Here is a 23,035-nt window from a genome sequence, read left to right as displayed (position 1 = left end):
TTTATCCCTCCCTGGGTTCGACGCTCTTAAACGCTGTTGGGATCGACGGCCTTGGCCTTGGCATCGAGGGATGCCACCACGCCGCGGCTCACCAGCTGCTTGAGGCTCTGATCCATGGTCTGCATGCCGTGGGTCATCCCTGTCTGGATCACCGAGTAGAGCTGGGCGATCTTGTCCTCACGGATCAGGTTACGCACCGCCGGAATGCCCATCATGATCTCGTGTGCCGCCACCCGGCCGCCACCAATACGCTTGAGCAGGGTCTGGGATATAACCGCCCGCAGGGATTCGGAAAGCATGGAACGTACCATGTCCTTCTCCGCACCGGGGAAGACGTCGATGATACGGTCGATGGTCTTGGCCGCCGACGAGGTGTGCAGGGTGCCAAACACCAGGTGGCCGGTTTCGGCGGCCGTCATGGCCAGACGAATGGTCTCGAGGTCACGCATCTCGCCCACCAGAATGATGTCCGGGTCTTCCCGCAGTGCCGAGCGCAGGGCGTTGCTGAAGCTCTTGGTATCGCGGTGTACTTCCCGCTGGTTCACCAGACAGCGCTTGTTCTCGTGAACGAATTCGATGGGGTCTTCGATGGTGAGAATGTGGTGATGGAAGTTCTCGTTGATGTAGTTGACCATGGCCGCCAGGGTGGTCGATTTACCGGAACCGGTCGGGCCGGTCACCAGCACCAGACCGCGCGGGTATTCGGAGATCTTGCGAAAGATCTCCGGCGCATCGAGATCCTCGAGGCTCAAGACCGTGCTGGGGATGGTACGAAATACCGCGCCGGAACCGCGCGCCTGCTGGAAAGCGTTGACCCGGAAACGAGCCAGATTGGGCACCTCGAACGAGAAGTCGACCTCGAAGTTCTCCTCCAGCTCCTTGCGCTGATGGTCGTTCATGATGTCATAAATGAGGGCATGCACTTCCCGGTGTTCCAGGGCGGGCAAATTGATCTTGCGAACCTCACCATCAACCCTGATCATCGGGGGAACCCCGGCCGAGAGGTGTAGATCCGAGGCTTTATGCTTTACACTGAAAGCCAATAACTCTGTGATATCCATAGACTTGTCATTCTCCCATCACAAGATCACTAACGAAATATGAACCAGATTGCCCAGCACCTGTTTCAGGTAAAGGAACGTATTGCCCAGGCCGCCGAACGGGCGAGCCGCAACCTGCAGCAGATCCGCCTGCTGGCCGTGAGCAAGACCAAGCCCGTCGAGGCCGTCATGGCCGCCCATGCCGCAGGTCAGCGCTGCTTTGGCGAATCCTACGCCCAGGAAGCGGCGACCAAGATCGATACCTTGCGCCAGCAGCCGGAATATTGCGACATAGAGTGGCACTTTATCGGCCCTTTGCAATCGAACAAATCCAAACTGGTCTCCGAACGGTTCGACTGGGTGCAGAGCGTGGATCGGGACAAGTTGATCGACCGCCTCAACAACCAGCGTCCCGCCAGCATGGCACCGCTAAATGTTTGTCTGCAAATCAATATTAGCGGAGAGAGCAGCAAATCCGGAACGTCGGAACAAGAGATTTTCCGCCTTGCCGAGCTGGTCTCCCAGAGTGACCGACTGGTGCTGCGGGGGCTGATGGCCATTCCCGAACACACCAGTGACGAGACCGTCTTGGCCGCCCAAATGACCCGCATGCAGACTCTGTTCACCGAGCTTGCGCGACAATACCCCACGGTGGATACCCTCTCGATGGGCATGACCGAAGATCTCGAGCTGGCCATCGCCCATGGCAGTACCATGGTGCGGGTCGGCACCGCCATCTTCGGCGCCCGTGACTACTCATAGGCAGGCTGGTGGATAACCGATAGATCCCCGCGACTTCATCAACAGGAGCGTTTGATGGAACACCGAATTCTGGCGTCAGGTAGTGCAGGCAGCACCCACCTCGCCGCGACCCCATGTGCTACAGGAGCATCTGATGCAGCATAGAACGCTGGCCTTTATCGGCGCGGGCAACATGAGCCGCAGCATCATTGCCGGACTGGTCAAGGCGGGCTATCCCGCCGGGCAGATCACGGCCGCCAACCCCAGCCGCCCCAAGCTGGAGGCGCTGGCCAGCGACTACGGTATTCACATCACCCAGAGTAATGCCGAGGCGGCCCGCGGCGCCGAAGTGATCGTGCTGGCGGTCAAACCGCAGCTGATGGCCGACATGCTGGCAGCGCTGGTTGCCGAGCTGGGCTCCCTTGAGGGCAAGCTGCTTATCTCCATCGCGGCTGGTATCAAGGTGGCGCGCCTTGGCGAGATGGCCGGTGGCCATGACCGCATCATCCGCACCATGCCCAATACCCCGGCCCTGCTGGGCCTGGGCATGACCGGCCTCTACGCCCCCGAGCATATTGGAGCCAGTGATCGCGACTTTGCCGAGCAGATGATGCAGGCGGTCGGCAAGACCCTCTGGGTGGATCAAGAGTCCGGCATCAACGGCGTCATCGCCGCGGCGGGCAGTGCCCCGGCCTACTTCTTCCTCTTTATGCAGGCCATCGCCGAAGAGGCAGAGGCAATGGGCTTCTCACCCGAGCAGGCACGCCTGCTGGTGCAGCAGACCGCGCTGGGCGCTGCCGCCATGGTGGAGCAGAACCCCGAGCTGGCGCTGCAAACCCTGCGCGAGCAGGTGACCAGCAAGGGCGGCACCACCGCCGAAGCCATCAACACCTTCCAGCAGCAGGGGCTGATGCCGCTGACTGCGCAAGCCATGCAGGCGGCCGTCGCTCGTGCCACCGAAATGGAAACCCTCTTCTAACAGGAGCCCAGATGAACACTGCTTACTTTCTGATTAACACCGTTTTCGATCTCTACCTGATGGTGATCCTGCTGCGCGTCTGGTTGCAGTGGGCCCGCGCCGACTTCTACAACCCGATGAGCCAGATGGTGGTCAAGCTGACCAATCCGCTGGTGATCCCGCTACGCCGCGTTATCCCGGGCTTTGGTGGCATCGATCTCGCCTCCGTGGTGCTGGCGCTGGTCATCGCCTTCGCCAAGCTGGCCCTGCTCAAGAGCATGAACGTGCTGCTGGCGGACTGGCTCAGCATCAGCCTGTTTGCCGCGCTGACCGTGCTGAAGAAAGCGGGTTCGATGATCTTCTGGGTACTGCTGATCCGCGCCATCCTGAGCTGGGTCAGCCAGGGCCGCAACCCCATCGAATATGTGATGCATCAGCTGACCGAGCCGTTCCTCGCCCCTATCCGCCGTGTACTGCCGGCACTGGGCGGGCTGGATCTCTCGGTGCTGGTCGCCTTTATCGGCCTGCAAGCCATCAACTACCTGCTGGGTGACCTGTTCGGCCAGCTGTGGTGGATGATTTGATGCCAGCCGTCCTGCAACAAGGGGATGAACTGGTACTGCATCTGGTGATCCAGCCCAAGGCGAGTCGGGATCAGATCATCGGACTGCATGGCGAAGAGCTGAAAGTGGCCATCACGGCGCCGCCGGTCGATGGCCAGGCCAACAGCCATCTGATCAAGTTTCTGGCCAAGCAGTTCAAGGTGGCCAAGGGACAGGTCACCATAGTGCGGGGCGAGCTGGGGCGACACAAAACCGTCGCCATCGACAGCCCCAAACAGTTGCCGCAAGAAGTGAGTGCACTGCTGAATGACGCGCAAGGCTGAATGAGTCGGCCTGCGCCAACCGTAGATATGAGAGGGATGACAGATGAAAACAGCCTGGATGAGTGGCCTGCTGGCACTGCTGATGACCCTGCCGCTCAAGGCAGAACAGATGAAGGAGCTGGGCCCCTGGCTGGTGCACTATAACGCCTTCAACTCCAGCTTCCTCACCCCCGAGGTCGCCAAGGCGTATGGACTGGAGCGCAGCCGCTACAACGCCATCATCAATATCGCGGTACAGGACAAGCAGAAAGTGGCGCAAGCCGTGGGGATCACCGGTGAGGCCAAGAACCTGACCGGCACCATCCGCACCCTGAGCTTTCAGGAGGTAAAAGAGGGCGATGCCATCTACTATCTGGCAACCCTCCCCTACCGCAACGAAGATACCTATCAGTTCACCCTGAAGATCATGGGCGGCTGGCAGCAGCAGAACCTCACCTTCCAGCAGACCTTCTACGTCGACTGAGCAGCAACAAGAAGCCCCGACCAAGGTCTGGGCTTCTTGTTATCCATATGACAAGGGCGCCATCGCGGCGCCCTTGTTGCATTCAGTCCGTGCCACCGTCCGTTACAGGGCGAGGAACAGACCGGCCAGACAGGCGCTCATCAGGTTCGCCAGCACGCCGGAGAGGATGGCGCGCATGCCGTAACGGGCGATGAAGGATTTGCGCTCCGGTACCATGGAACCCAGACCGCCGATCAGGATCGCCATGGAGGAGATGTTGGCAAAGCCGCACAGGGCGAAGGTGACGATGGCCTTGCTCGACTCGCTCAGGGTCTGATCCTGTACCAGACCGATGAAGGCGACGAACTCGTTGACCACGATCTTGGTACCGATCAGGGCACCAGCGGCCTGCGCCTGCTCCCAGGGCACACCGATCAGCCAGGAGACGGGGGCAAACAGCCAGCCCAGAATGATCTGGAAGCTCAGATCCAGCCCTACCAGACCGCCAGCCCAACCGAGCAGGCCATTGAGCATGGCGATCACGCCGACGAAGGCCAGCAGGGTCGCACCGACTGCCACCGCGATATTGAGGCCGGACATGGCGCCATCGGCCGCCGCTTCGATCACGTTGGTGGCGCGGGGGATCTCTACATCCTGACAGTGGTCAACTTCTTCAGCCTCAGGCGGCACCAGGACCTTGGCCATCGCCAGACCGGCAGGCGCCGACATGAAGGCGGCGGCGATCAGGTATTTCAGCTCGACACCGATACTCGCGTAACCCACCAGAGTACCGCCAGCGACCGAGGCGAGGCCGCAGCTCATCACCGCGAAGAACTGGGAATCTGACATCTTGGAGAGGTAGGGTTTGACCACCAGCGGCGCTTCCACCATGCCGACGAAGATGTTGGCGGTCGCGGAGAGGCTCTCGGCGCGACCGGTACCCAGCAGCTTTTGCAGACCACCGCCCAGTAGGGCGATCACCCGCGGCATGATGCCGATGTGATACAGGATGGCGATCACCGCAGAGAAGAAAATGATGACCGGCAATACGTTGAAGGCAAAGATGAAGCCCAGTTTGAACTTGGCCAGATCACCGAACAGGAAGGCGATCCCCTCCTGACCATAACCGATCACGCTGCTGACGCTTTCGCTGACCCCGTTCAGCACATGCTGACCGGCAGGCAGCCAGAGCACCAGACCGGCAAACATGACTTGCAGGCAGAGGGCAAAGCCAACTGTTCGCAGCGGGATACGACGACGATTATCAGAGCAGATCACGGCAAGCGCCAGGATACTCAGGATGCCGAGCAGGGCAATCATAGGGACTCCATCAGGTGGGGCAAAAGATGGGCGCGGATTCTGCGCCTCTCACCCCGTCACTGCAAGTCCGCTTGGTTACAGCTCTGTTAGAAAAAACGTTTTCACGATATCGGTTGCGCCAACTGGCTGATTTGGTTCAATTTTAGTATCACGCGAAAGCCAGTGTTTTTATATGGAAACGATCATTCCTCACTGCCGGACAATTTACCGCCGAGCCAGGGGGCCAGCCGCTGCTCCCAATAGGGTTCTGGACCAAAGCGGGCCTTGAGGAAATCGATGAAGAGACGGATCTTGGGATCCAGATGTTCGCGCCGGGCGTAAACGGCGTGTACCGCCATCTGCTGATTTGGCCGCCACTGGGGCAACAGCGGGATCAGCTGACCGCTCTGCAGCTCCTTGTCCAGCAGGTAGTTGGCGATATAGGCGATGCCGAGACCGGCCAGCGCCGCATCCCGCACAGCTTCCGCCATATCCACCCGATAGTTGCCCGCCACCTGCACCGTCTGGCGCTCCTTGCCCTGACGAAACGCCCACTGATGATAGCGGCGCTCCCGGCTCTGGTAGGTGATGCAGTTGTGCTGGGCCAGATCCTTCGGATGGAGCGGGGTACCGTGGCTCAGCAGGTAATCCGGCGAGGCCGCCAGTACGAAGCCAATGTCGGCCAGCCGCTGCCCCACCAGCCCTTCCGGCTTGTCTTCGTAAGTGGTGATCCAGAGATCCAGCCCCTCATCCACCAGACTGGTTCTGTGGTCAAACAGCGAGACCTCCAGCTCCAGCTCGGGATAGCAGTCCTGAAACGCCTTGAGATGGGGAATGACATGCAAACGACCGAAGGATTGGCCTACCCCGAGATGGAGCACACCGCTCACCTTGCCACGCCGCTCGGCGATCATGGAGTCCGCCTCGTGCGCCACCGCAACCAACGCATGGCAGTGACGGGCATACTCCTGCCCCAGCTCGGTCAGGGCAAAGCGGCGGGTGGTTCGCTGCACCAGCTGGGCGCCGAGGGTGGTCTCCAGCAGCGCCAGCTGCTTGCTGATATGGGATTTGGAGACTCCGAGACGACGGGCGGCAGCAGAGATCCCCTGCTCGCGCACCAGCGCATCGAAAATGACCATTTGGGGAAGACGTTGCAGCACAAGATAACCAGAGTGAGTGGCGGGCGCCCATTATTCCAGAGCCGCCCGCCAAGGGGTAGGGTCAGAGCCCCAGCGCCCGGGTGATCTGCAGTTTGAGGGGATCGTCAGCCGGATTCTGGTTGGCGCCGTAGCTGGCGATCAGCTTGCCATCGCGCCCCACCAGATACTTGTGGAAGTTCCAGTTCGGCTCATCCCCGTCAGCGGCCGCCGCCAGCCCCTTGAACAGCGGTACCGCATCGGAACCACGTACCGCCACCCGATTGAACATCGGGAAGGTGACGCCATAGTCGCGGCGACATACCTCGGCGGTCTTGGTCTCATTACCCGCCTCCTGCCAGAAGTCGTTGGAGGGGAAACCCAGAATAATCAGCCCTTTATCTTTGTAGCTCTGGTAGAGCTTCTCCAGATCGCGGAACTGGCCGCTGTAACCACAGTAGGAGGCGGTATTGACCACCAGCACCACCTTGCCCTCGGTCAGCTGACAGAGGTTGTGGCGTTGAGAGTTGTTAAGCTCCCGCATCTCCACATTGAAATAATCGGGGCACGCCGCAGAGGCCGCACCGGCACCCAATAACAGCAACAGAGTGAACCATTTCATCGCCAAGACTCCTTTTGTTTTATCCATCATACGCGGTTACCAAGCCTGCAGTTCACGCTCAATGCAGGGGAATGCCGGTCAGCCAGCCGTGGCCCCAGAAGACCAGCAGCGCGGTGGCCGCCAAGCCCGCCCCGACGCTGATGCCGGTGCCCGTCCAGTTGGCCGCCGGGCGCGGCGCTTGTTGCCACTCCCGCACCGAAATCCAGACGATGCTCACCAGCGCCCAGAGCCCGATGCCGCCAAACAGCACCAAGGATCGCGCCTCGCTGTTGACCAGCAGATGAGCCACCGCCCAGATCAGGGTGCCGAGCAGTTGGGGATGCACCAGCCAACGGCGCAGGTGGTTGGACCCCTGGCCGGAGAAGAAGAGGATCAGCGCAAAGGGCATCATCACCGTCATGGTCATCGGCCCCCAATCCGGCAGGAAGTAGAGCGGTAATGCGCTGGCCGACCGCCAACCGGCGATGATGCAGGCGATGGCGACAAACACCAGCAGGGAGAAGAGCCCCTTGTAGCGATTCTCACCCAGCCGCTCGCGCAGCCGCATCCGATGGGCCACGGCAAAACAGGGGTAGAGATGGATCAGGGTAAACAGCGCAACCCCCAGGGTCAGCAGGAACATGCGTCTCTCCTTGTACTTGGTACGACCACTATGCCGTAAAGGGAGAGATGCGCCTATAGAAACCAGTGACAGGGCAGGATACGGGGAACGTGAAGGAGACAAAAAAGCCGACCTCGAGGGGTCGGCGAAAAGTGCTAAGGGCAACCGGATTTCTCATCAAATGAGAAAGGCCCCCTCACGGGGCGAGGGATGGTCGATGCCCGGGTAGCAGGCATAGACCCAAATATCAGCGGGGCAACCGATAGAGCGCGGCCACGTTGCGCGCGGTCAGCTCGATATTGATGCTGGCGGTGGCCAACGCCTCCGGCAGGGACATGGCGCGGTTGACCACGGCAAATACCGCATCCAGCCCGTGCTCGTGTACCACTCCGCAATCATCGGTCAGGCAACCGGAGATACCGATCACCGGCTTGCCGAACTGCTTGGCACAGCGTGCGACACCGATTGGCGTCTTGCCGTGGATGGTCTGGCTGTCGATACGACCTTCACCGGTAATGACCAGATCCGCATCGGCCACTTCCTCGGCCAGTTTCAGGGCTTCGATGACGATCTGGATACCGGGCTTGAGCTCGGCACCAAGCAGGCCAACCAGCGCGGCGCCCATGCCACCGGCTGCGCCCGCCCCCGGAATATCCTTCACCTGTTTGCCGAGCGCCTGCTCGATGCAGTCAGCGTAACGGGAGAGGTTGGCATCGAGCTGTGCCACCATCTCGGGAGTAGCCCCTTTTTGCGGGCCAAACACCGCAGATGCACCTTTCGGGCCGCACAGCGGGTTGTTCACATCGCACGCCACCTCGATAACCAAATCGCTCAGGCGCGGATCCAGACCGCTCAGATCGATAGTCGCGAGCTCTGCGAGACCACCACCGCCCAGCTCGATGGCAGAGCCATCGGCTTTGAGCAGCTTGCCACCGAGCGCCTGGATCATGCCGGCACCGCCGTCATTGGTGGCGCTGCCGCCGATACCGAGGATCAGGTGTTTCACTCCCATCTCCAGCGCGGCCAGGATCAGCTCGCCGGTACCGAAGCTGGAAGTGAGCAGCGGATTGCGCTGCTCGGGTGCCACCAGATGGATGCCGGAGGCCGCGGCCATCTCGATGACGGCACGCTCGCCATCACCCAGTAGGCCGACGAAACCCTGTACCTTGTTGCCAAGCGGTGCGGTCACTTCGACCGGCAGAATGCGGCCACCGGTGGCATCGACCAGCGATTGCACCGTGCCTTCGCCGCCATCGGCCATCGGCAATTTGACGTAGGTGGCGTTTGGCAACACCTGCTTGAAACCGGCCTCGATGGCATCAGCCACCGCCATGGCGCTCAGACTCTCCTTGAATGAATCGGGGGCAATAACAATTTTCATATCAATTCCTTAGGCGAGGCCAAACACGCCAAACATCAGGGTGGAGACAGTGGCAATGGTCAGACCGACTGCGGTTTCGTAAGGGATAAGTTTCAGGCGCTCACCCACCCCCATGTGGACGCTGCCACCGGTGGCATGGAAGAAGGAGCCGTGGGGCATGTGGTCAAACACGGTGGCACCGGCATGGATCATGGCAGCACCGGCCAGACCGCTGATCCCCAGTTCAATCAGGGTGGAGCTGAAGACGTTGGAGGCCACCACGGTACCGGCGGTGGTCGAGGCGGTTGCCAGCGACATCAGGGCACCGGAGATGGGGGCCAGCAGGTAAGAAGGCAGACCGGAGGCGGTCAGGCCGCTGATCAGCACATCTTTCAGGCCGGAGTTGGCGATGATGCCCGCCAGGGTACCGGTACCCAGCAGCATGATGGCGACCGGCGCCATGCGGGCGAGGCCGGATACTGCAAACTGGTTCACCTTGCTGAATTTACCCATCATCAGGGCGCCGACCAGACCACCGAGGGGCAGCGCAATCAGCGGATCCACCACGATACCGGCAACCGGACGCAGGGCCAGCAACAGGATGGCGACCAGCGGTGCGCTGATGGCGGCGGCAAAGCCCGGCAGTTTGGTGCCCTCGAAGCTCACTACCTCGTCGGCGGCAACCTTGCTGCCCTTGTTGTTCAGACGCTTGGCCAGCCAGTAGGCCATCACCAGACCGAACAGACCCGGGATGATGCCCGCAGCCATCACTGAGGTGAGGGGCAGATGGAAGGCGTCAGCCGCGGCAATGGCGTTGGGATTGGGGGACATGACATTACCCGCCTTGCCGCCACCGATCATCGCCAGCAGGATGGCAGCCTTGGAGAGATCCGCACGGCGGGCGATGGCCAGCGCAATGGGCGCAACGGTGATGACGGCCACGTCCACGAATACACCAACCGCGGTCAAGATCAGGGTCGCCAGCGCCAGCGCCAGCAGGGCGCGGGTTTCACCGAGCTTCTTGACGATGGTTTCGGCGATGGTGGTGGCCGCGCCCGACTCGATCAGCACGCCAGCCAGCACACCGGCCGCCAGGATCCGCATCACCGCGGTGGTGATCCCCTGGGCACCGCCGATCATCAGGGCAACGGTCTGGGTCAGATCGGCACCGCCAATCAGGCCACCGGCCAGGGCACCCACGATCATGCCGTAAGCAGGCGGCACCTTCTTCAAAATGAGGATGATGGCGATGGAGAGCGCCGCGATGGCGCCAAGGGCTGTAACCGGGATCATGACGGACACCTTGAATAGATAGAGTGCTCGCCATTATGGGGATGCAAAACGATAAATCTTTAGACGAAACGACAAATAAAAGACACTAAAAAGCACGTTAATTGTAAAAAAAAACAATTACATGCTCAGATTAAGTCCCAGGTAAAGCTGAAATTTGTCGTCTAACTTGTTGAAATTCAAACCGGTTATCTGCTCTATCCGCCCCAGCCGATAACGCAGGGTATTGGGGTGAATGAACAAGGCTTCGGCACAGCGATGCAGATCACAATCCTGCAAGAAATAGTGGCGCAGGGTCTTCTGCAGCGCCCCCTTGCTATCCTCTTCGGCCAGTTTCAGCAAGGGGGCTCGCAGCTGATCCGCCTGCCAGGAGTCCATCAGACTCCCCAGCAATACCGGCAAACGGTAGTCCTCAAAGAAGTAGACCTGCTTGCGCGGCGCCTGCCGCATGCCACGGCGCAGGGTATCCCGCGCCGTCTGGTAAGAGCGCGCCAGCCCGTCGATCCCGGCGAAGTAATCACCCACCGCGATATGCACCTTGAAGTGGGGAATGCGCGCCAGCAACTGCTTGATCCGGCTGCGCTCCTGCGCCGATTGCCAGACCCCCTCACTCAATTGCGCCGGTTTGAGCACCACTATCTCGTCGAGCCCGTTGATGGCCACCAGATTGTCCCGCTCCGGGTTCTCCAGCTGATGGACCAGCTCCCGCAGACGAGCAGGGTCGGCCTCCTCCAGCGCCAGCACCGCCACCACCCGAGGCTGGGCCAGATCCAGTCCGAGAAAGCGGGCCGCCTGCTGCAACTGGTCGACTCGCCCCTCGCCCCGAATGAGCTGCAACACCAGCTCCTCCTTGTGGCGCTTGTCCCACTGCAACTGCTCGGTGAGCGCCGCCTGCTCCAGGATCAGTTCTGCCGTCATCCGCACCAGTTCGGCGTAAGCACGAACTTCCTCCGGATCGCCGGAGATACCGATCACCCCGATCAGATCCCCCTGATAGGCGATAGGCAAGTTAATGCCGGGCCGCACCCCCTTGAGCTGCAGGGCGGTCGCTTCGCTGATCTCCACCACCCGGTTTTCGGTGAGCGCCAGTACGGCCCCTTCGTGGCGCTCATGGATCCGCTCCGGATTGCCGGACGCAATAATGAGGCCGTGTTCGTCCATCACGTTGACCGAAAAGGAGAGGATCTTCATCGCCCGGCTCACAATCTGGCGTGCGAGCATGTCATTTAGCTGCATAGATACTCCGCTGAACCAACCGGGAATAACCAGAGGCGATGACCAGTCTCTGTGGCTCATCCATCACATTGACCGAGAACGACAGGATCTTCATCGCCCGCGCGACGATCTGACGGGCAAGACTCTCATTTAGTTGCATAACATCTCCGGACAAGAGGCAGATCAGGCTGCGCTCCCCGCGTTAACCGGCAGCAGATGGGCGCAAAGATGCCACATCATCAAGACAAGCGAGAGGGGGATCGCTAGAATAGGCCACTTTACCCGATGTGGGCCCCGCCATGGAGCAGGAATTGCGTGCTTGCACCCGCCTGCCCATGATGGCCCATCCCTCCGATCTGGACTGTGCTATGGATTATGAATTTCGCCGCGACCCGTTTGGTGGCTATCGCGCCCGGTTCTCCATGGGCCATGAAGCCATCGGTCAGTGGTTGATCGACGAGGTTGGCAAGGATGAAGAGAAGCTCGACGAGCTTTTCTCCATCATTGACCAGCTATCCAACCGCACCCGAGTCGAATACCGGCTCAATGGCGGTGACTACTCCCTGCTGCTGACCCACGAAGAGGCGGAGGTGAAAGCCAACGCCCTCAATATCGAGCTGGATGACGATCTCGACGATCTCGCCTACTACGATGATGAACAGCTGGCCATGTGCGGGCTGGAAGATTTTGCCCAGGTGCTCGCCTCCTGGCGCGCCTTTATCCGTAACGAGGATATGGGCTGATTGACCCGATATCGGGTTAAAATACGAAATGAATATGTCGGGCAAACATGCCCTTTTGCCTAACTCAACAGGATTGACTATGTCTATTTACGATTTTGATGACGAACTGCCGGAAGACGAAGAACAGGAATCCACCAAGAAAGCCGCTGCGCCTGCCAAGAAGAAAGGCAAGCAGGTGATGAACACCCAGGTCAACCTGAGCCCGCGCGATGCCAGCCGCCTCAACGGCATGCACGTTGAAGCCATCACCACCCTGGACGACGTCAGCCTGCCAAAGAACGTCATCTTCAAGGCTGGCCTGATCGCCCTGGGTGAGCTAGAAGCCAGCAAGCGCGCCGATATCATCGCCCGCGTGATCGCCGAATCAGGCCGCTAATCCCTCCCTCTGAATGCCAATAAGCCGGCGCGATTGCTCCGGCTTATTTTTTCTGCCATAGATGGCACCGCCCGCCGTTACGCCCCCCTACCAGCTCATCATAACTTCCGTTGGCATGTAATGTTGCCAGCGCGCTGTTGAAGCGCCGTACCACATCGGCCCCATCGGGCAATTTGTGCGAGACAATCAGATAGAGTGCCTCGGCCTCGCGAAAATAGGGCAAGGGTTGCAAATGACAGGGGTCGCCAAATGCCTGCAGGCTGGCGTCCGCCATCACGGCATCATTCATGGTGATCAGATCAACCCGTTGACGCGCCAGCAACTGCAGACACTGCGTCAGGGTCTTGGGGCTCTGTACGATCAACCCGAACTGCTTTACCACGCTATCAAAGTTGCTGGAGCTCCAGCCCAGAGGCATACACACTTTCAACCCCTGCCATCGGCCATCCAGCACGGCCTGACTGCCGCGGTAGGTGAACCATGAGAGGTGATCGAGATGGATGGGATCGCTGTAATAGAAATCAAGCTCGCGCTCACGGGTGCGAGCATACGGGTAGGTCGCTGTGGCCAGGCCATTGAGGGCCTGTTGATAGCCCCGGGCCCAGGGCAGATAGTCCACAGCCAGATCGTGATAGCCGGCAGTGTGAAGCACCCTGGTCACCAGTCGGGTGCTCTGCCCGCCCCCCGGTAAATCGGCGCCGGAATAGGGGGAATAGTCCCCGGTCACCAGCGTCAACGGAGCACTGGATAGCCATCCACACCAACAACCGAGCAGCCACCAAGCGTGCTTCATCCCGACCTCTGAAATTCAGTGCATGCGAACAGGGAGACGATCCTGATATTAGCCGCAACACCGGTAATTGACGCCGTTATCAGTATCTGGGCAGGTCTGGCCCCCCACACCGCTCAACCGTTGCTTCACGGCATCCCGATATCTGCGTTGTGATGACCCTCCAAGATCCATCAAGCCGGAGTCACGGCTCCGGCTTGCTGGTTTTATGCTCCCCCACTCATCATCTATCACAACGGGGCAACCGGGGTAAGGCTCCGGGAACCAGCTTGTCGTAATGACCGCTGGCGCGAGCTTCAGCCAGCACCTCGTTGAAGCGTTCAATCAGCTCATGCCCCCCTTGCAACTTGCGCGAAACCAGCAGATAGAAGGTATCGCGCTGGCGAAAATAGGGGAGCGGTTGCAGATAGTTGGGATCACCGAACACCTGCATGCTGACTTCTGCCGTCACCGCATCGTTCATTGGCATCAGATCAACCCGTTTGAGTTCAAGCATTTTCAAGCACTGCGCCAGACTCTTTGGGCGGGTGAGTTGCAAGGAAAAACGGGCAATGACCTCATCCGCGTGACTGGTACTCCAGCCTGCGGGAATGCAGACCCGCAATCCCTGCCATTTGCCGTCAAGCACTGCATCGCTGCCCTGATAGGTGAACCAGGAAAGGTGATCGATATGGAGCGGAGCACTGAAATAGAAGAGCTTGGCCCGCTCGCGCGTCCAGGCATAGGGGAAGGTGGCGGACGCCAGACCGTTGCGCGTCAACTCGTAACCCCGGTTCCAGGGCAAAAACTCCACCTTCAGCTCGTCATAGCCCGCCTCACGCAGCAGGGTGGTGACCAGCCGGGTACTCAGGCCGCCATCAGGCAGTGCAGCCCCCGAATAGGGTGAGAACTCCCCGGTCACCAGCGACAAGGGGGCGCATGACAACCATCCACACCAACAACAGAACAACCAGCCATAGTGCTTCATCACCATCCCTCTTTTTACTCTCTTGTTGAGTATAGGAGGCTGGCCCGGATAACCCGCTCTGGTTGCCTTTGCGCCGATGCACCTGCTAAGGTGCGGCCCTTTTGTTACAAAGGAGTTCCGATGTTACCCCTACCCGACACACTGATCTGGGGAGCGCTGGCGCTGGCCACCCTGCTCTGTCTGGCACGGCAACGGCGGCCCGGTTTCCTGCTGCTGGGGGTAGCCCTGCTGCTGGCGCTCTGGCTCGCTCGCATCACTCCGACCGCCCTGCTGGTGACACTGGCCGCACTGCTGCTAGCCTGGCGCCTGCCCTCACAGCCCGGCCATGGCCGTACCATCGCATGGGGCGCCTTGCTGATATGGGCGGTAGCGCTGACCCTGCATCTGATCCCCGGATTCAGCAATCTCAAGGTACTGGATCAGGCTCTGGCAGGGCCCGCCAGCGTGCCGTTCAATATGTATCTGAACCTCGACAAGCCGCTGCTCTTGTTTGGCTTGCTGCTGGCCTGCCCGACGCTGCTCGGCAAGGGAGGCAGCATCCGCTGGCGCCCGCTGGCCCTGTTGTTGCTGCCGTTGGCCGCCCTGCTGGTCATCGCCTGGCAGTTGGGGGCACTGAAACCGGAGGTGGGGCTGCCTCACTGGTGGTGGTTGTTCGCGCTGAACAACCTGCTGTTCACCTGTGTGGCGGAGGAGGCGCTGTTTCGGGGGGCGATCCAGCAAGGGCTGGCCGAACGCTACCGCCCCTGGGTCGGCATAGTGGTGGCCGCCAGCCTGTTCGGGGCGGGTCATCTGGCGGGTGGCGCCCTATTGGCTCTCTTCGCCACGCTGGCGGGAATCTGCTACGGTCTGGCACTCCAGCTGAGCGGGCGGCTCACGGTGGCGATCCTGCTGCACTTCGCCTTCAACTTCGCCCATCTGGCGCTGTTTACCTACCCGCTGGCACGGGCCTGATCTCAGCCGCGTGGCGCCTTGCCTTTGAACGCCTTGACGCTGCGCTTGGCCTGCGTGCGCCGATTGGCTTGCTTGTCGCGGGCCGGGCGCTTGCCCTCCCCGCTGGCGGGCTGGTCGGTGACCGGGAATCCGGCCAGATCCCCCAGCGGCAGCTCGCGGCCGGTCAGGGTACGAATGGCTTGCAGCATGTCGCTTTCGCCATGGCAGACCAGCGAGATGGCCAGCCCTTCACGGCCAGCCCGGGCGGTCCGGCCAATGCGGTGTACATAGACAGGGGCGCTGGCGGGCAAATCCAGATTGATCACCACCGGCAGCGCCTCCACATGAATGCCGCGCGCCATCAGGTCGGTGGCGACCAGCACACGCACCTGACCCTCCTTGAAATCATTGAGCGCCTGCTCGCGCACCGCCTGCTCCTTCTCGCCATGGAGGGCGGCCACCGCAATGCCCGCCTTGGCCAGCTTTCTGGCAACCCCGTCGGCATCATCCCGCGCACTGATAAAGACCAGCACCTGCGGCCACGCCTGATCCTTGAGCAAGCTGATGAGCGCCGGCACCTTGCTACTCTTGTTGACCAGATAGAGCCGCTCTTCGATCTCGTTCACCACACTGTTGAGGGGGTTGGCCTCGATACGGGTGGGCTCGCGCAGCAGGCCGTTGGCCAGTGCCTCCAGCTCGGCAGGCAGGGTGGCAGAGAAGAGCAGGGTCTGGCGATCCGCCGGAATAAAACCGAGCAGCGCCTTGATGTCGGGAGCAAACCCCATCTCCAGCAGACGATCCGCCTCATCCAACACCAGCAATTGCAGGCCATCCAGACCCAGCAGTTGCTGGGTCAGCAGATCCCGCAGCCGCCCCGGCGTCGCCACCAGCAGCTGTGGTCCCTGCGCCAGCTCGGCCTGTTGCCGCTCCTGAGGCACACCGCCACAGAGAGTAACGATGCGCAGCCCCAACGCCTCGGCGCCCTCTTTTAGCGCGGCAGTGACCTGGATCGCCAGCTCGCGGGTCGGCACCAGCACCAGCCCCTGCACTTGGCTGGACGCAGGATCCAGCCGCTGTAGCAGTGGCAAGCCAAACGCCAGCGTCTTGCCGCTGCCGGTCTGGGCCAGCGCCAGCAGATCCTGCCCCGCCAGTGCCGCCGGAATAGCCAGCTGCTGGATGCGGGTCGGCGTCTGCAAGGTGGCGGGTAAAGAGGCCAACAGGGCGGGATGGAGGGCTAGTTCGCTAAAGGTCATGGCGCTACGTCAACAAAGAAGTGGGAGGCGAAGTCTAGTGAGCGGGGGGAGAGAAGTAAAACCCTATCCACCATGGGCCGACCGCACGGTGCGGGCGGCAGGCTGACTACACTTCACCTGACACCTTGCCAAGAGAGACCCGCCATGACCAGACACCTCCCCCTCCTGCTGCTCGTGGCAGCCCTGCTCGGCAGCGCGACGCTCGGTCTGTCGCAAACGACGGCGAGCGACAAGGGCACAGAGCAACCGAAACCTGTGCGTGTTCTCAATGCCCACCTTGGCGAGCTGCCGGGGCTGATCAATGCCGACAAGACCGGCCCCTTCGTCGATCTGGTGTACGCCATCGATGATCTCTACCCCGATGTGACCATCAAGATCACCATCTACCCCATCGCCCGCGCCATGGCGGGGGTGATTGCCGGCAAGGCTGACCTGGGCCTGCCCGCCATCCGCAACCTCAAAGATGCCGAGATGCTGCCCTATCGCTTCAGCACCCGTAGTTTCGGCAAGGTGGCTCATGTGATTTACAGCAATACCACCCATCCGGTTACCACAGATATGGCCTACGGCATAATCCCCACCAAACGGGATCTGCTTATAGAAGCGGTGTCCGACTATATGCCCTTCCCGGTGCAGCGCTCGATGAGCATCGAACAGTCACTGCGCAAGCTCTCCCGTGGGCGTATCGACGCCTTTGTCTGGGCGCAAGAGGAGGCCGACCTGATGCTGAAGCATCTGGGGCTGACCAATATCCGCCGCGAATTCTTCGGTGATTTCGAAGATGTCTTCATCATCCAGAAAGGGGCGGCGGGTGACGAGATGGACGAATTTCTCCGCAACGCCATCGACCAGCTGGCAGCGAGCGGCAAACTGGCCGAGATCTACCAGAAGATCCACCGCCCCTATGTGGAGTGGCAACCATCTCCTCCCGCCAAGGCTGAGCCAGCGACCACCCCGCCCGCAACGCCCTGAACAGGCCATTCCCGCATAAAAAATCCCGCCGAAGCGGGATTTTTTTATTGCTTGCAGCCTTACAGCACGGCCAGCGCTGCGGCGTAGTTCGGCTCGTCGGCCACTTCGGCGACCAGCTCGCTATGCAGCACCTTGTTGTCACCATCCAGCACCACGATGGCGCGAGCGGTCAGCCCGACCAGCGGGCCGGAGGAAAAGGCAACGCCGTAATCTTCCATGAAGGCCGCACCACGCAGGGTGGAGAGGGTCACCACCTTGTCCAGACCTTCAGCGCCGCAGAAGCGGGACTGGGCGAACGGCAGATCGGCGGAGATGCACAGCACAACGGTGTTCTCCAGCGCGCTTGCCTGCTCGTTGAACTTGCGCACTGAGGTGGCGCAGGTCGGGGTATCGACGCTCGGGAAGATGTTCAGGATTTTGCGCTGACCGGCAAAGCTTGCCAGGGTCACATCGGAGAGATCCTTGGCCACCAGGGAGAAGGGCTTGGCTTGCTCACCGGCGACCGGGAAGTGACCCGCGACGGAAACCGGATTGCCTTGCAGAGTGACTGTGTTGCTCATGTGTTATGTCCTTTTTATTGGTGTAGTAAAAATCTGTGCTCCAGTATAAGCCTGTCACGTCCTCACAAACACCCGACAACATCAGGGGAATAAAAGGGGTTGACCTTGGACTTAACACCAAGGTTTAGACTCCCCCTCAGTAATCAGGGATCTCGCAGGGGCGGGATCCATCAAGAGGGACTCATCATGAGCAAATCCTGCTGCAATCATCAGCACGCCGCCCCCATCAAGGCCGTCAGCAAGGCGGCCTCCGGCCAGAGTGAACATCACCACAATAGCCACTGCTGCGACAACGCTACGCCCGTCAGTGGCTGCTCAGCCACGACGCCTCATGAGCACGCATCCCGTGATGGTAATGAATCCCCCGGGGATGATGAGCCTCCCCGAGGAGGTTGCCACGATAAAGCGTGCTGCAGTGCCCCCTTATCGCCGGCTCACGATCATGAACATGATCACGAGCACGATATGCCACCTGCCGACCCGCTGGTTGCGCCAGAGCAAGGCAACAGCCGCCACAGCTGGCAAGTCATGGGGATGGATTGCCCCAGCTGCGCTCGCAAGATCGAGACCGCCGTCAGCCGGGTGAGCGGCGTGCAGCAGGCGCGCGTGTTGTTTGCCACCGAGAAGCTGGTTGTGGATCTGGCCCCCGGCCTCTCCCCCGATCCCGTCACCGCCGCCGTACTGGCCGCCGGTTTCCAGCTCAAGGGGGAAAGCGCTGGCCGCGAGCAAGCTTCACAACCGACCCTGTTGGGCAATCTGTTTGGCAAGGAGCTCGGCAACGTTTTGGCCAAATACTGGCAGCCCCTGTCACTGGCGGGTCTGATGCTGGTCGCAGCTCTGCTACCGAGCGAAATCGGTAAGCCGCTGTTTACCCTGGCGACCCTGTGGGGTCTGTGGCCTATCTCCCGCAAGGCGTGGGCGCTGACCAAAAGCGGCTCCCCCTTCGCCATCGAGACCCTGATGACGGTGGCAGCGCTGGGCGCCCTGTTCCTCGGTGAAACCGCCGAAGCGGCCATGGTGCTGCTGCTCTTTATGCTGGGGGAACATCTGGAGGCCTACGCCGCCGGGCGCGCCCGTGCCGGGGTAACCGCCCTGATGGCGCTGGTGCCTGACAAGGCGCTGCGCATCCGTACCACTGCCGAGGGCGAGGTGCGGGAAGAGGTAGCTGCCGATCAGCTGCGTCCCGGCGATATCATCGAAATCGCCCCGGGTGCCCGCCTCCCCGCCGACGCCCGCCTGCTCGATGAGCTCGGTGCGTTTGACGAGAGCGCCCTGACTGGCGAATCCATTCCGGTGGAACGCCGTCAGGGTGACAAGGTGCCTGCTGGCAGTCTGGCCGCCGATCGGGTGTTGCGCCTTGAGGTGGTCTCCGAGCCCGGCAACAACGCCATCGACCGCATTCTGCACCTCATCGAAGAGGCCGAGAGTCAGCGCGCCCCTATCGAGCGCTTTATCGACCGCTTCAGCCGCTGGTACACCCCGGCCATGATGCTGATCGCCCTGCTGGTCGTCATTGTCCCGCCGCTCGCCTTCGGCCAGAGCTGGGACGAGTGGATCTATCGCGGACTGGCGCTGCTGCTGATCGGTTGCCCTTGCGCGCTGGTTATCTCCACCCCGGCAGCGGTTACCTCGGCGCTGGCCGCCGCTACCCGTCAGGGGGCGCTGATCAAGGGCGGTGCAGCGCTGGAGCGGCTGGCCCATATCGATACCGTCGCCTTTGACAAGACCGGCACCCTGACGCTGGGCAAGCCACAACTGACCGAACTGGTGAGCCTTAATGGCCAGCCGGAGGCCGAGTTGCTGGCGCTGGCGGCTGCCATCGAGCAAGGTTCCCACCACCCGCTGGCCCGCGCCGTGGTCGCCAGCGCGACCGAGCAGAGACTGACTCTGGCGGAGGCCCGCGACCTGCGTGCCCTGCCAGGCATGGGGGTTGAGGGCCGCATCGACGATGAACTGTGGCAACTGCTGGCACCGAGCCGGGTGGCGACCCTGAATATGGAACAGCAGACCCGGATTGGTTCGCTGGAGCGGCAGGGCAAGACCGTCGTGGTGCTCTGCCAGAGCAGCGGCGACCAGGCGCTGCCGGTTGCCCTGCTGGCGCTGCGCGACCAGATCCGGCCGGAAGCGGCAGCCGCGCTGCAAGAGCTCAACCGGCTCGGGCTCAACAGCATCATGCTGACCGGTGACAACCCCAACGCCGCCGAGGCGATCGCCACCGAGCTGGGCATGGGCTGGCGCGCCGGTCTGCTGCCGGAGAACAAGGTGGAAGAGATCGCCAAGCTCGCCAGCTCGCAGAAAGTCGCGATGATCGGTGATGGCATCAACGATGCCCCCGCCATGAAGCGGGCCAGTATCGGCATCGCCATGGGCGACGGCACCGATGTGGCGCTGGAGACCGCCGATGCGGCGCTGACCCACAACCAGCTCGGCGGTATTGCCGCCATGATCCGGCTGTCGCGGGCGGCACTGGCCAATATTCACCAGAATATCGCGCTGGCGCTGGGGCTGAAGGCCATCTTCCTGGTCACCAGCCTGCTCGGCATTACCGGCCTGTGGATTGCGGTGCTGGCCGATACCGGCGCCACCGCCTTGGTCACCGCCAACGCCCTGCGACTGCTGCGCAAACGCTGATCCGGACAAGGTAGCCAATACCTATCCCCCAGAAGCCGTCTCCAACCGGGACGGCTTTTCTATTTCTATGCAAGCGACGCACCCGACAAAGAAAAAGCGCGCCTGCCGGTCGGCAGTCGCGCTTTGCTTACTCTCTCGGAGTTATCCCACCCTTGGCGAGGTGGAATTCAACCCGGGGACGCCGAGCCATCCCCCGGGCTCAATGCATATCAGCTCCCATTTCAAGCGCGCAATTCTAATCAGCGGCAATCGATTCAAATGTGAGCGGAAGGGCAAAAAAACCATCCAGTTTCAACAAGATAACGTTTTCAGATTGAAACTTCGATCCGGCTCACAGACCTCGCGACCATTTGGCCTCATATCTGGAAAACGGCAGTCACGGGGTCAGAAAAGCAATGTCTGATCAAGTGGATAGACAAGGAGTAAACAATGAAACGGATTGAAGAGCAGGCACAACGACTCGATCAGGAGTATCAGGCGATCGGGCAGCTATTCGACCAGTTCTGCCAGCAGGCGGGCGCCCTGGCCGAGCAGTATCACTTCTTCAACTGGCCCGATTATGAAGACTCGCCCCCGCTGAGCCGCGCCTTCACCCTGCTGGGGGAACCCCGCGAACTGCGGCTGCGCTGTCAGCCCGGTGAGCGCTCCGCCCTTCATGGCCTGATCCAGGTGGTCTCGGAGGATGGCACCATCGATGCCAGCCTCGGGTTTCGCGCCGATGGCCAGCTGCTGCTGGAGTCGGGCAAGCTGCTGGACAACCCGCCCGGACTGCTGCTCAAGCTGCTGCTCGGCGCAGTGTGGCAACACAAGCCCCAGGAGGAGATCAGCGGGCAACCGCACTGATATCTGGGAGCCAACGGCACTGAAACCAAGGGAGCCAACGGCCCCCGCTATTTATCCTATGCGCTGGCGATCTCGATGGTCACATGCACCAGCTCTTCATGGATCGCCAGCCGCTCACGGATCTGCTGCGCCGGCAGCGGATTGACCATCAGCAAAGAGAGCACGCAGGCATACTGCTGCTGCCCTACCCGCCAGACGTGCAGATCGCGGATATCGGTGCCCGGCAGCTCGGCGATGAGCTCGCGGATCTCCGCCACCAGCGGGGTATCCATCTCGGCATCCAGCAGCACCCGACCGGAGTCGCGCAGCAGACCCCAGGCCCATACCGCCACCAGTCCGGCACCGACTATGCCCATCAGCGGATCGAGCCAGTCGGCCCCCCACAACATGCCCCCCACCAGCGCCAGGATCGCCAGCACCGAGGTGGCTGCATCCGCCAACACGTGAATATAGGCGGCGCGCAGGTTGAGATCCTGATGGCCGCGCTGATCGTCATGGTCATGATGATGAGCGTGGTCGTGATGATCATGATGGTGGTCATGCCCATGGCCGTGGTGGTGATGGCCATGATCATCCTTGAGCAACCAGGCACAGGCGAGGTTCACCAGCAGCCCCACCAGCGCGATGACGATCGCCTGTTGATAGTGGATCGGGCTGGGATCGAGCAGCCGGAATACCGACTCGAACAGCATCAACCCGGCCACCCCCACCAGCAACAGGGCACTGGTGAAGCCACCCAGCACCTCGATCTTCCAGGTGCCGAAGCTGAATCTGTGGTCGCGAGCGAAGTGGCGGGCGGCGCGATAGGCCAGCACCGAGAGACCGAGCGCCAACACGTGGGAGCTCATGTGCCAGCCATCCGCCAGCAGCGCCATGGAGTTGTAGAACCAGCCGCCGCCGATCTCCGCCACCATCATGATGACGGTCAGCAATACGGCCCAGCGGGTCTTCTGTTCGGCCAGCGGATTGCCCTCGTGAATGACGGGTTGATGGCAGTGGGATTGAGCGAGGGATGACATGGATTTCTCCTGAGAGCGATGATGCAATATACTATACCCCAGTATAGTTTTATTGATCGAGAGGATCCGTTATGTCCCACACCATTCACGACAAAAAGAAGCTGCTGACACGGGTGCGCCGCATCAAGGGACAGACCGGTGCGCTGGAGAGCGCGCTGGAGCAGGAGAGCGACTGCGCCGCCATTTTGCAGCAGATTGCCGCCATCCGCGGCGCCGTCAACGGCCTGATGCTGGAGGTGCTGGAGGGGCATATGCGTGAACATCTCGGCGCCCCCGATGCCACCCCGGCCGAGCGGCTGGAGGATCTGGATCAGGTGGTCAGCGTCCTACGCTCCTATTTGAAGTAGCGCAATGCAAAGAC

Annotated in this window: 25 protein-coding genes and 1 pseudogene; 12 read left to right on the top strand and 14 right to left on the bottom strand. The window is 61.3% G+C overall.

What is annotated here, in order from left to right; all coding sequences use genetic code 11:
* Positions 1-26 precede the first annotated feature (26 nt).
* The gene (gene tapT / locus I6G90_RS18665; RefSeq protein WP_042063177.1) at positions 27-1,061 is read right to left on the bottom strand and encodes a type IVa pilus ATPase TapT; all 1,035 of its coding nucleotides are present in this window, start codon (positions 1,059-1,061) and stop codon (positions 27-29) included.
* A gap of 39 nt (positions 1,062-1,100) precedes the next feature.
* Between tapT and I6G90_RS18660 the strand changes: the two genes are divergently transcribed.
* The 5 genes from I6G90_RS18660 to I6G90_RS18640 all read left to right on the top strand — a co-directional run bounded on the left by I6G90_RS18660 (position 1,101) and on the right by I6G90_RS18640 (position 4,088).
* Positions 1,101-1,802: a YggS family pyridoxal phosphate-dependent enzyme gene (locus I6G90_RS18660; protein ID WP_197928695.1), complete on the top strand. Its 702-nt coding sequence runs from the start codon at positions 1,101-1,103 to the stop codon at positions 1,800-1,802.
* Positions 1,803-1,935: 133 nt separating this feature from the next.
* Positions 1,936-2,760 carry a pyrroline-5-carboxylate reductase gene (gene proC / locus I6G90_RS18655; protein ID WP_197928693.1) on the top strand — a complete coding sequence of 275 codons (825 nt, stop codon included), beginning with the start codon at positions 1,936-1,938 and terminating at the stop codon, positions 2,758-2,760.
* A gap of 11 nt (positions 2,761-2,771) precedes the next feature.
* Positions 2,772-3,323 carry a YggT family protein gene (locus I6G90_RS18650; RefSeq protein ID WP_042011910.1) on the top strand — a complete coding sequence of 184 codons (552 nt, stop codon included), beginning with the start codon at positions 2,772-2,774 and terminating at the stop codon, positions 3,321-3,323.
* Complete coding sequence (gene yggU / locus I6G90_RS18645) at positions 3,323-3,625, top strand: DUF167 family protein YggU (protein WP_005341417.1); 303 nt, start codon at positions 3,323-3,325, stop codon at positions 3,623-3,625. The genes I6G90_RS18650 and yggU overlap by 1 nt, the downstream gene beginning before the upstream one ends.
* Before the next feature lie 43 nt (positions 3,626-3,668).
* On the top strand, positions 3,669-4,088 hold the full coding sequence (locus I6G90_RS18640) for a DUF4426 domain-containing protein (protein ID WP_197928691.1): 420 nt from the start codon (positions 3,669-3,671) through the stop codon (positions 4,086-4,088).
* Positions 4,089-4,190: 102 nt separating this feature from the next.
* On the opposite strand, the gene I6G90_RS18635 is transcribed toward I6G90_RS18640, so the two are convergent.
* The 8 genes and pseudogenes from I6G90_RS18635 to I6G90_RS21505 form a co-directional block, all read right to left on the bottom strand.
* Entirely contained in the window at positions 4,191-5,387 is a 1,197-nt protein-coding gene (locus I6G90_RS18635) for a NupC/NupG family nucleoside CNT transporter (protein WP_197928689.1), read from the bottom strand.
* Positions 5,388-5,569: 182 nt separating this feature from the next.
* Positions 5,570-6,505, bottom strand: a complete 936-nt coding sequence (locus tag I6G90_RS18630; RefSeq protein ID WP_075113897.1) for a LysR family transcriptional regulator — start codon at positions 6,503-6,505, stop codon at positions 5,570-5,572.
* An 82-nt stretch (positions 6,506-6,587) separates the two neighbouring features.
* The gene (locus I6G90_RS18625; RefSeq protein WP_005340333.1) at positions 6,588-7,124 is read right to left on the bottom strand and encodes a glutathione peroxidase; all 537 of its coding nucleotides are present in this window, start codon (positions 7,122-7,124) and stop codon (positions 6,588-6,590) included.
* Positions 7,125-7,182: 58 nt separating this feature from the next.
* Positions 7,183-7,746: an NnrU family protein gene (locus tag I6G90_RS18620; RefSeq protein WP_197928687.1), complete on the bottom strand. Its 564-nt coding sequence runs from the start codon at positions 7,744-7,746 to the stop codon at positions 7,183-7,185.
* A 226-nt stretch (positions 7,747-7,972) separates the two neighbouring features.
* Positions 7,973-9,106, bottom strand: a complete 1,134-nt coding sequence (locus tag I6G90_RS18615) for a glycerate kinase (RefSeq protein ID WP_197928685.1) — start codon at positions 9,104-9,106, stop codon at positions 7,973-7,975.
* A 9-nt stretch (positions 9,107-9,115) separates the two neighbouring features.
* Positions 9,116-10,378: a GntP family permease gene (locus tag I6G90_RS18610; protein ID WP_042063189.1), complete on the bottom strand. Its 1,263-nt coding sequence runs from the start codon at positions 10,376-10,378 to the stop codon at positions 9,116-9,118.
* 117 nt (positions 10,379-10,495) lie between these two features.
* Complete coding sequence (locus I6G90_RS18605) at positions 10,496-11,611, bottom strand: sugar diacid recognition domain-containing protein (RefSeq protein WP_197928683.1); 1,116 nt, start codon at positions 11,609-11,611, stop codon at positions 10,496-10,498.
* 7 nt (positions 11,612-11,618) lie between these two features.
* Positions 11,619-11,750: pseudogene (locus I6G90_RS21505) on the bottom strand (sugar diacid recognition domain-containing protein); the annotation flags it as partial.
* A gap of 208 nt (positions 11,751-11,958) precedes the next feature.
* On the opposite strand from I6G90_RS21505, the gene I6G90_RS18595 reads away from it, so the two are divergent.
* Complete coding sequence (locus I6G90_RS18595) at positions 11,959-12,333, top strand: YacL family protein (protein WP_197928682.1); 375 nt, start codon at positions 11,959-11,961, stop codon at positions 12,331-12,333.
* 79 nt (positions 12,334-12,412) lie between these two features.
* Positions 12,413-12,709, top strand: coding sequence for a hypothetical protein (locus I6G90_RS18590; protein WP_033135544.1), 297 nt, complete (start codon positions 12,413-12,415; stop codon positions 12,707-12,709).
* A 43-nt stretch (positions 12,710-12,752) separates the two neighbouring features.
* Here the strand turns inward: I6G90_RS18590 and I6G90_RS18585 are convergent, their stop codons facing one another.
* The gene (locus tag I6G90_RS18585) at positions 12,753-13,361 is read right to left on the bottom strand and encodes a substrate-binding periplasmic protein (protein WP_232254376.1); all 609 of its coding nucleotides are present in this window, start codon (positions 13,359-13,361) and stop codon (positions 12,753-12,755) included.
* 361 nt (positions 13,362-13,722) lie between these two features.
* On the bottom strand, positions 13,723-14,424 hold the full coding sequence (locus I6G90_RS18580) for a substrate-binding periplasmic protein (RefSeq protein WP_232254375.1): 702 nt from the start codon (positions 14,422-14,424) through the stop codon (positions 13,723-13,725).
* 162 nt (positions 14,425-14,586) lie between these two features.
* On the opposite strand from I6G90_RS18580, the gene I6G90_RS18575 reads away from it, so the two are divergent.
* On the top strand, positions 14,587-15,417 hold the full coding sequence (locus I6G90_RS18575; RefSeq protein WP_197928679.1) for a CPBP family intramembrane glutamic endopeptidase: 831 nt from the start codon (positions 14,587-14,589) through the stop codon (positions 15,415-15,417).
* Between the two features lie 2 nt (positions 15,418-15,419).
* Here the strand turns inward: I6G90_RS18575 and I6G90_RS18570 are convergent, their stop codons facing one another.
* The gene (locus I6G90_RS18570) at positions 15,420-16,649 is read right to left on the bottom strand and encodes a DEAD/DEAH box helicase (RefSeq protein ID WP_197928678.1); all 1,230 of its coding nucleotides are present in this window, start codon (positions 16,647-16,649) and stop codon (positions 15,420-15,422) included.
* A 144-nt stretch (positions 16,650-16,793) separates the two neighbouring features.
* Here I6G90_RS18570 and I6G90_RS18565 point away from each other — a divergent pair, with 144 nt between their 5' ends.
* Positions 16,794-17,621, top strand: a complete 828-nt coding sequence (locus tag I6G90_RS18565; RefSeq protein WP_197928677.1) for a type 2 periplasmic-binding domain-containing protein — start codon at positions 16,794-16,796, stop codon at positions 17,619-17,621.
* Between the two features lie 59 nt (positions 17,622-17,680).
* Here I6G90_RS18565 and tpx read toward each other — a convergent pair whose 3' ends face one another.
* Positions 17,681-18,181 carry a thiol peroxidase gene (gene tpx / locus I6G90_RS18560; RefSeq protein WP_197928676.1) on the bottom strand — a complete coding sequence of 167 codons (501 nt, stop codon included), beginning with the start codon at positions 18,179-18,181 and terminating at the stop codon, positions 17,681-17,683.
* 186 nt (positions 18,182-18,367) lie between these two features.
* On the opposite strand from tpx, the gene I6G90_RS18555 reads away from it, so the two are divergent.
* Together I6G90_RS18555 and I6G90_RS18550 are read left to right on the top strand one after the other, a co-directional pair.
* A complete protein-coding gene (locus I6G90_RS18555) occupies positions 18,368-20,812 on the top strand; it encodes a zinc/cadmium/mercury/lead-transporting ATPase (RefSeq protein ID WP_197928675.1) in 2,445 nt (814 codons plus the stop codon).
* Between the two features lie 429 nt (positions 20,813-21,241).
* Positions 21,242-21,655: a hypothetical protein gene (locus I6G90_RS18550; protein WP_042658083.1), complete on the top strand. Its 414-nt coding sequence runs from the start codon at positions 21,242-21,244 to the stop codon at positions 21,653-21,655.
* A 56-nt stretch (positions 21,656-21,711) separates the two neighbouring features.
* On the opposite strand, the gene dmeF is transcribed toward I6G90_RS18550, so the two are convergent.
* The gene (dmeF, locus tag I6G90_RS18545; RefSeq protein ID WP_197928674.1) at positions 21,712-22,674 is read right to left on the bottom strand and encodes a CDF family Co(II)/Ni(II) efflux transporter DmeF; all 963 of its coding nucleotides are present in this window, start codon (positions 22,672-22,674) and stop codon (positions 21,712-21,714) included.
* Positions 22,675-22,745: 71 nt separating this feature from the next.
* Here dmeF and I6G90_RS18540 point away from each other — a divergent pair, with 71 nt between their 5' ends.
* The gene (locus I6G90_RS18540; protein WP_042062999.1) at positions 22,746-23,021 is read left to right on the top strand and encodes a metal/formaldehyde-sensitive transcriptional repressor; all 276 of its coding nucleotides are present in this window, start codon (positions 22,746-22,748) and stop codon (positions 23,019-23,021) included.
* Positions 23,022-23,035 lie beyond the last annotated feature (14 nt).

The sequence above is a fragment of the Aeromonas allosaccharophila genome (genome assembly GCF_016026615.1).
Taxonomy (GTDB): Bacteria; Pseudomonadota; Gammaproteobacteria; order Enterobacterales; family Aeromonadaceae; genus Aeromonas; species Aeromonas allosaccharophila.
This window is presented reverse-complemented; position numbering and strand designations above follow the sequence as displayed.

What these genes read in the sequence shown, in the direction of transcription:
- I6G90_RS18640 (WP_197928691.1), top strand. Translation starts at nt 3,669, where the DNA reads ATGAAAACAGCCTGGATGAGTGGCCTGCTGGCACTGCTGATGACCCTG.
- tpx (WP_197928676.1), bottom strand. Translation starts at nt 18,181, where the DNA reads ATGAGCAACACAGTCACTCTGCAAGGCAATCCGGTTTCCGTCGCGGGT.
- I6G90_RS18570 (WP_197928678.1), bottom strand. Translation starts at nt 16,649, where the DNA reads ATGACCTTTAGCGAACTAGCCCTCCATCCCGCCCTGTTGGCCTCTTTA.
- I6G90_RS18630 (WP_075113897.1), bottom strand. Translation starts at nt 6,505, where the DNA reads ATGGTCATTTTCGATGCGCTGGTGCGCGAGCAGGGGATCTCTGCTGCC.
- I6G90_RS18660 (WP_197928695.1), top strand. Translation starts at nt 1,101, where the DNA reads ATGAACCAGATTGCCCAGCACCTGTTTCAGGTAAAGGAACGTATTGCC.
- yggU (WP_005341417.1), top strand. Translation starts at nt 3,323, where the DNA reads ATGCCAGCCGTCCTGCAACAAGGGGATGAACTGGTACTGCATCTGGTG.
- I6G90_RS18625 (WP_005340333.1), bottom strand. Translation starts at nt 7,124, where the DNA reads ATGAAATGGTTCACTCTGTTGCTGTTATTGGGTGCCGGTGCGGCCTCT.
- dmeF (WP_197928674.1), bottom strand. Translation starts at nt 22,674, where the DNA reads ATGTCATCCCTCGCTCAATCCCACTGCCATCAACCCGTCATTCACGAG.
- tapT (WP_042063177.1), bottom strand. Translation starts at nt 1,061, where the DNA reads ATGGATATCACAGAGTTATTGGCTTTCAGTGTAAAGCATAAAGCCTCG.
- I6G90_RS18590 (WP_033135544.1), top strand. Translation starts at nt 12,413, where the DNA reads ATGTCTATTTACGATTTTGATGACGAACTGCCGGAAGACGAAGAACAG.
- I6G90_RS18555 (WP_197928675.1), top strand. Translation starts at nt 18,368, where the DNA reads ATGAGCAAATCCTGCTGCAATCATCAGCACGCCGCCCCCATCAAGGCC.
- I6G90_RS18615 (WP_197928685.1), bottom strand. Translation starts at nt 9,106, where the DNA reads ATGAAAATTGTTATTGCCCCCGATTCATTCAAGGAGAGTCTGAGCGCC.
- I6G90_RS18575 (WP_197928679.1), top strand. Translation starts at nt 14,587, where the DNA reads ATGTTACCCCTACCCGACACACTGATCTGGGGAGCGCTGGCGCTGGCC.
- proC (WP_197928693.1), top strand. Translation starts at nt 1,936, where the DNA reads ATGCAGCATAGAACGCTGGCCTTTATCGGCGCGGGCAACATGAGCCGC.
- I6G90_RS18595 (WP_197928682.1), top strand. Translation starts at nt 11,959, where the DNA reads ATGGATTATGAATTTCGCCGCGACCCGTTTGGTGGCTATCGCGCCCGG.
- I6G90_RS18605 (WP_197928683.1), bottom strand. Translation starts at nt 11,611, where the DNA reads ATGCAGCTAAATGACATGCTCGCACGCCAGATTGTGAGCCGGGCGATG.
- I6G90_RS18550 (WP_042658083.1), top strand. Translation starts at nt 21,242, where the DNA reads ATGAAACGGATTGAAGAGCAGGCACAACGACTCGATCAGGAGTATCAG.
- I6G90_RS18565 (WP_197928677.1), top strand. Translation starts at nt 16,794, where the DNA reads ATGACCAGACACCTCCCCCTCCTGCTGCTCGTGGCAGCCCTGCTCGGC.
- I6G90_RS18635 (WP_197928689.1), bottom strand. Translation starts at nt 5,387, where the DNA reads ATGATTGCCCTGCTCGGCATCCTGAGTATCCTGGCGCTTGCCGTGATC.
- I6G90_RS18650 (WP_042011910.1), top strand. Translation starts at nt 2,772, where the DNA reads ATGAACACTGCTTACTTTCTGATTAACACCGTTTTCGATCTCTACCTG.
- I6G90_RS18610 (WP_042063189.1), bottom strand. Translation starts at nt 10,378, where the DNA reads ATGATCCCGGTTACAGCCCTTGGCGCCATCGCGGCGCTCTCCATCGCC.
- I6G90_RS18620 (WP_197928687.1), bottom strand. Translation starts at nt 7,746, where the DNA reads ATGTTCCTGCTGACCCTGGGGGTTGCGCTGTTTACCCTGATCCATCTC.
- I6G90_RS18540 (WP_042062999.1), top strand. Translation starts at nt 22,746, where the DNA reads ATGTCCCACACCATTCACGACAAAAAGAAGCTGCTGACACGGGTGCGC.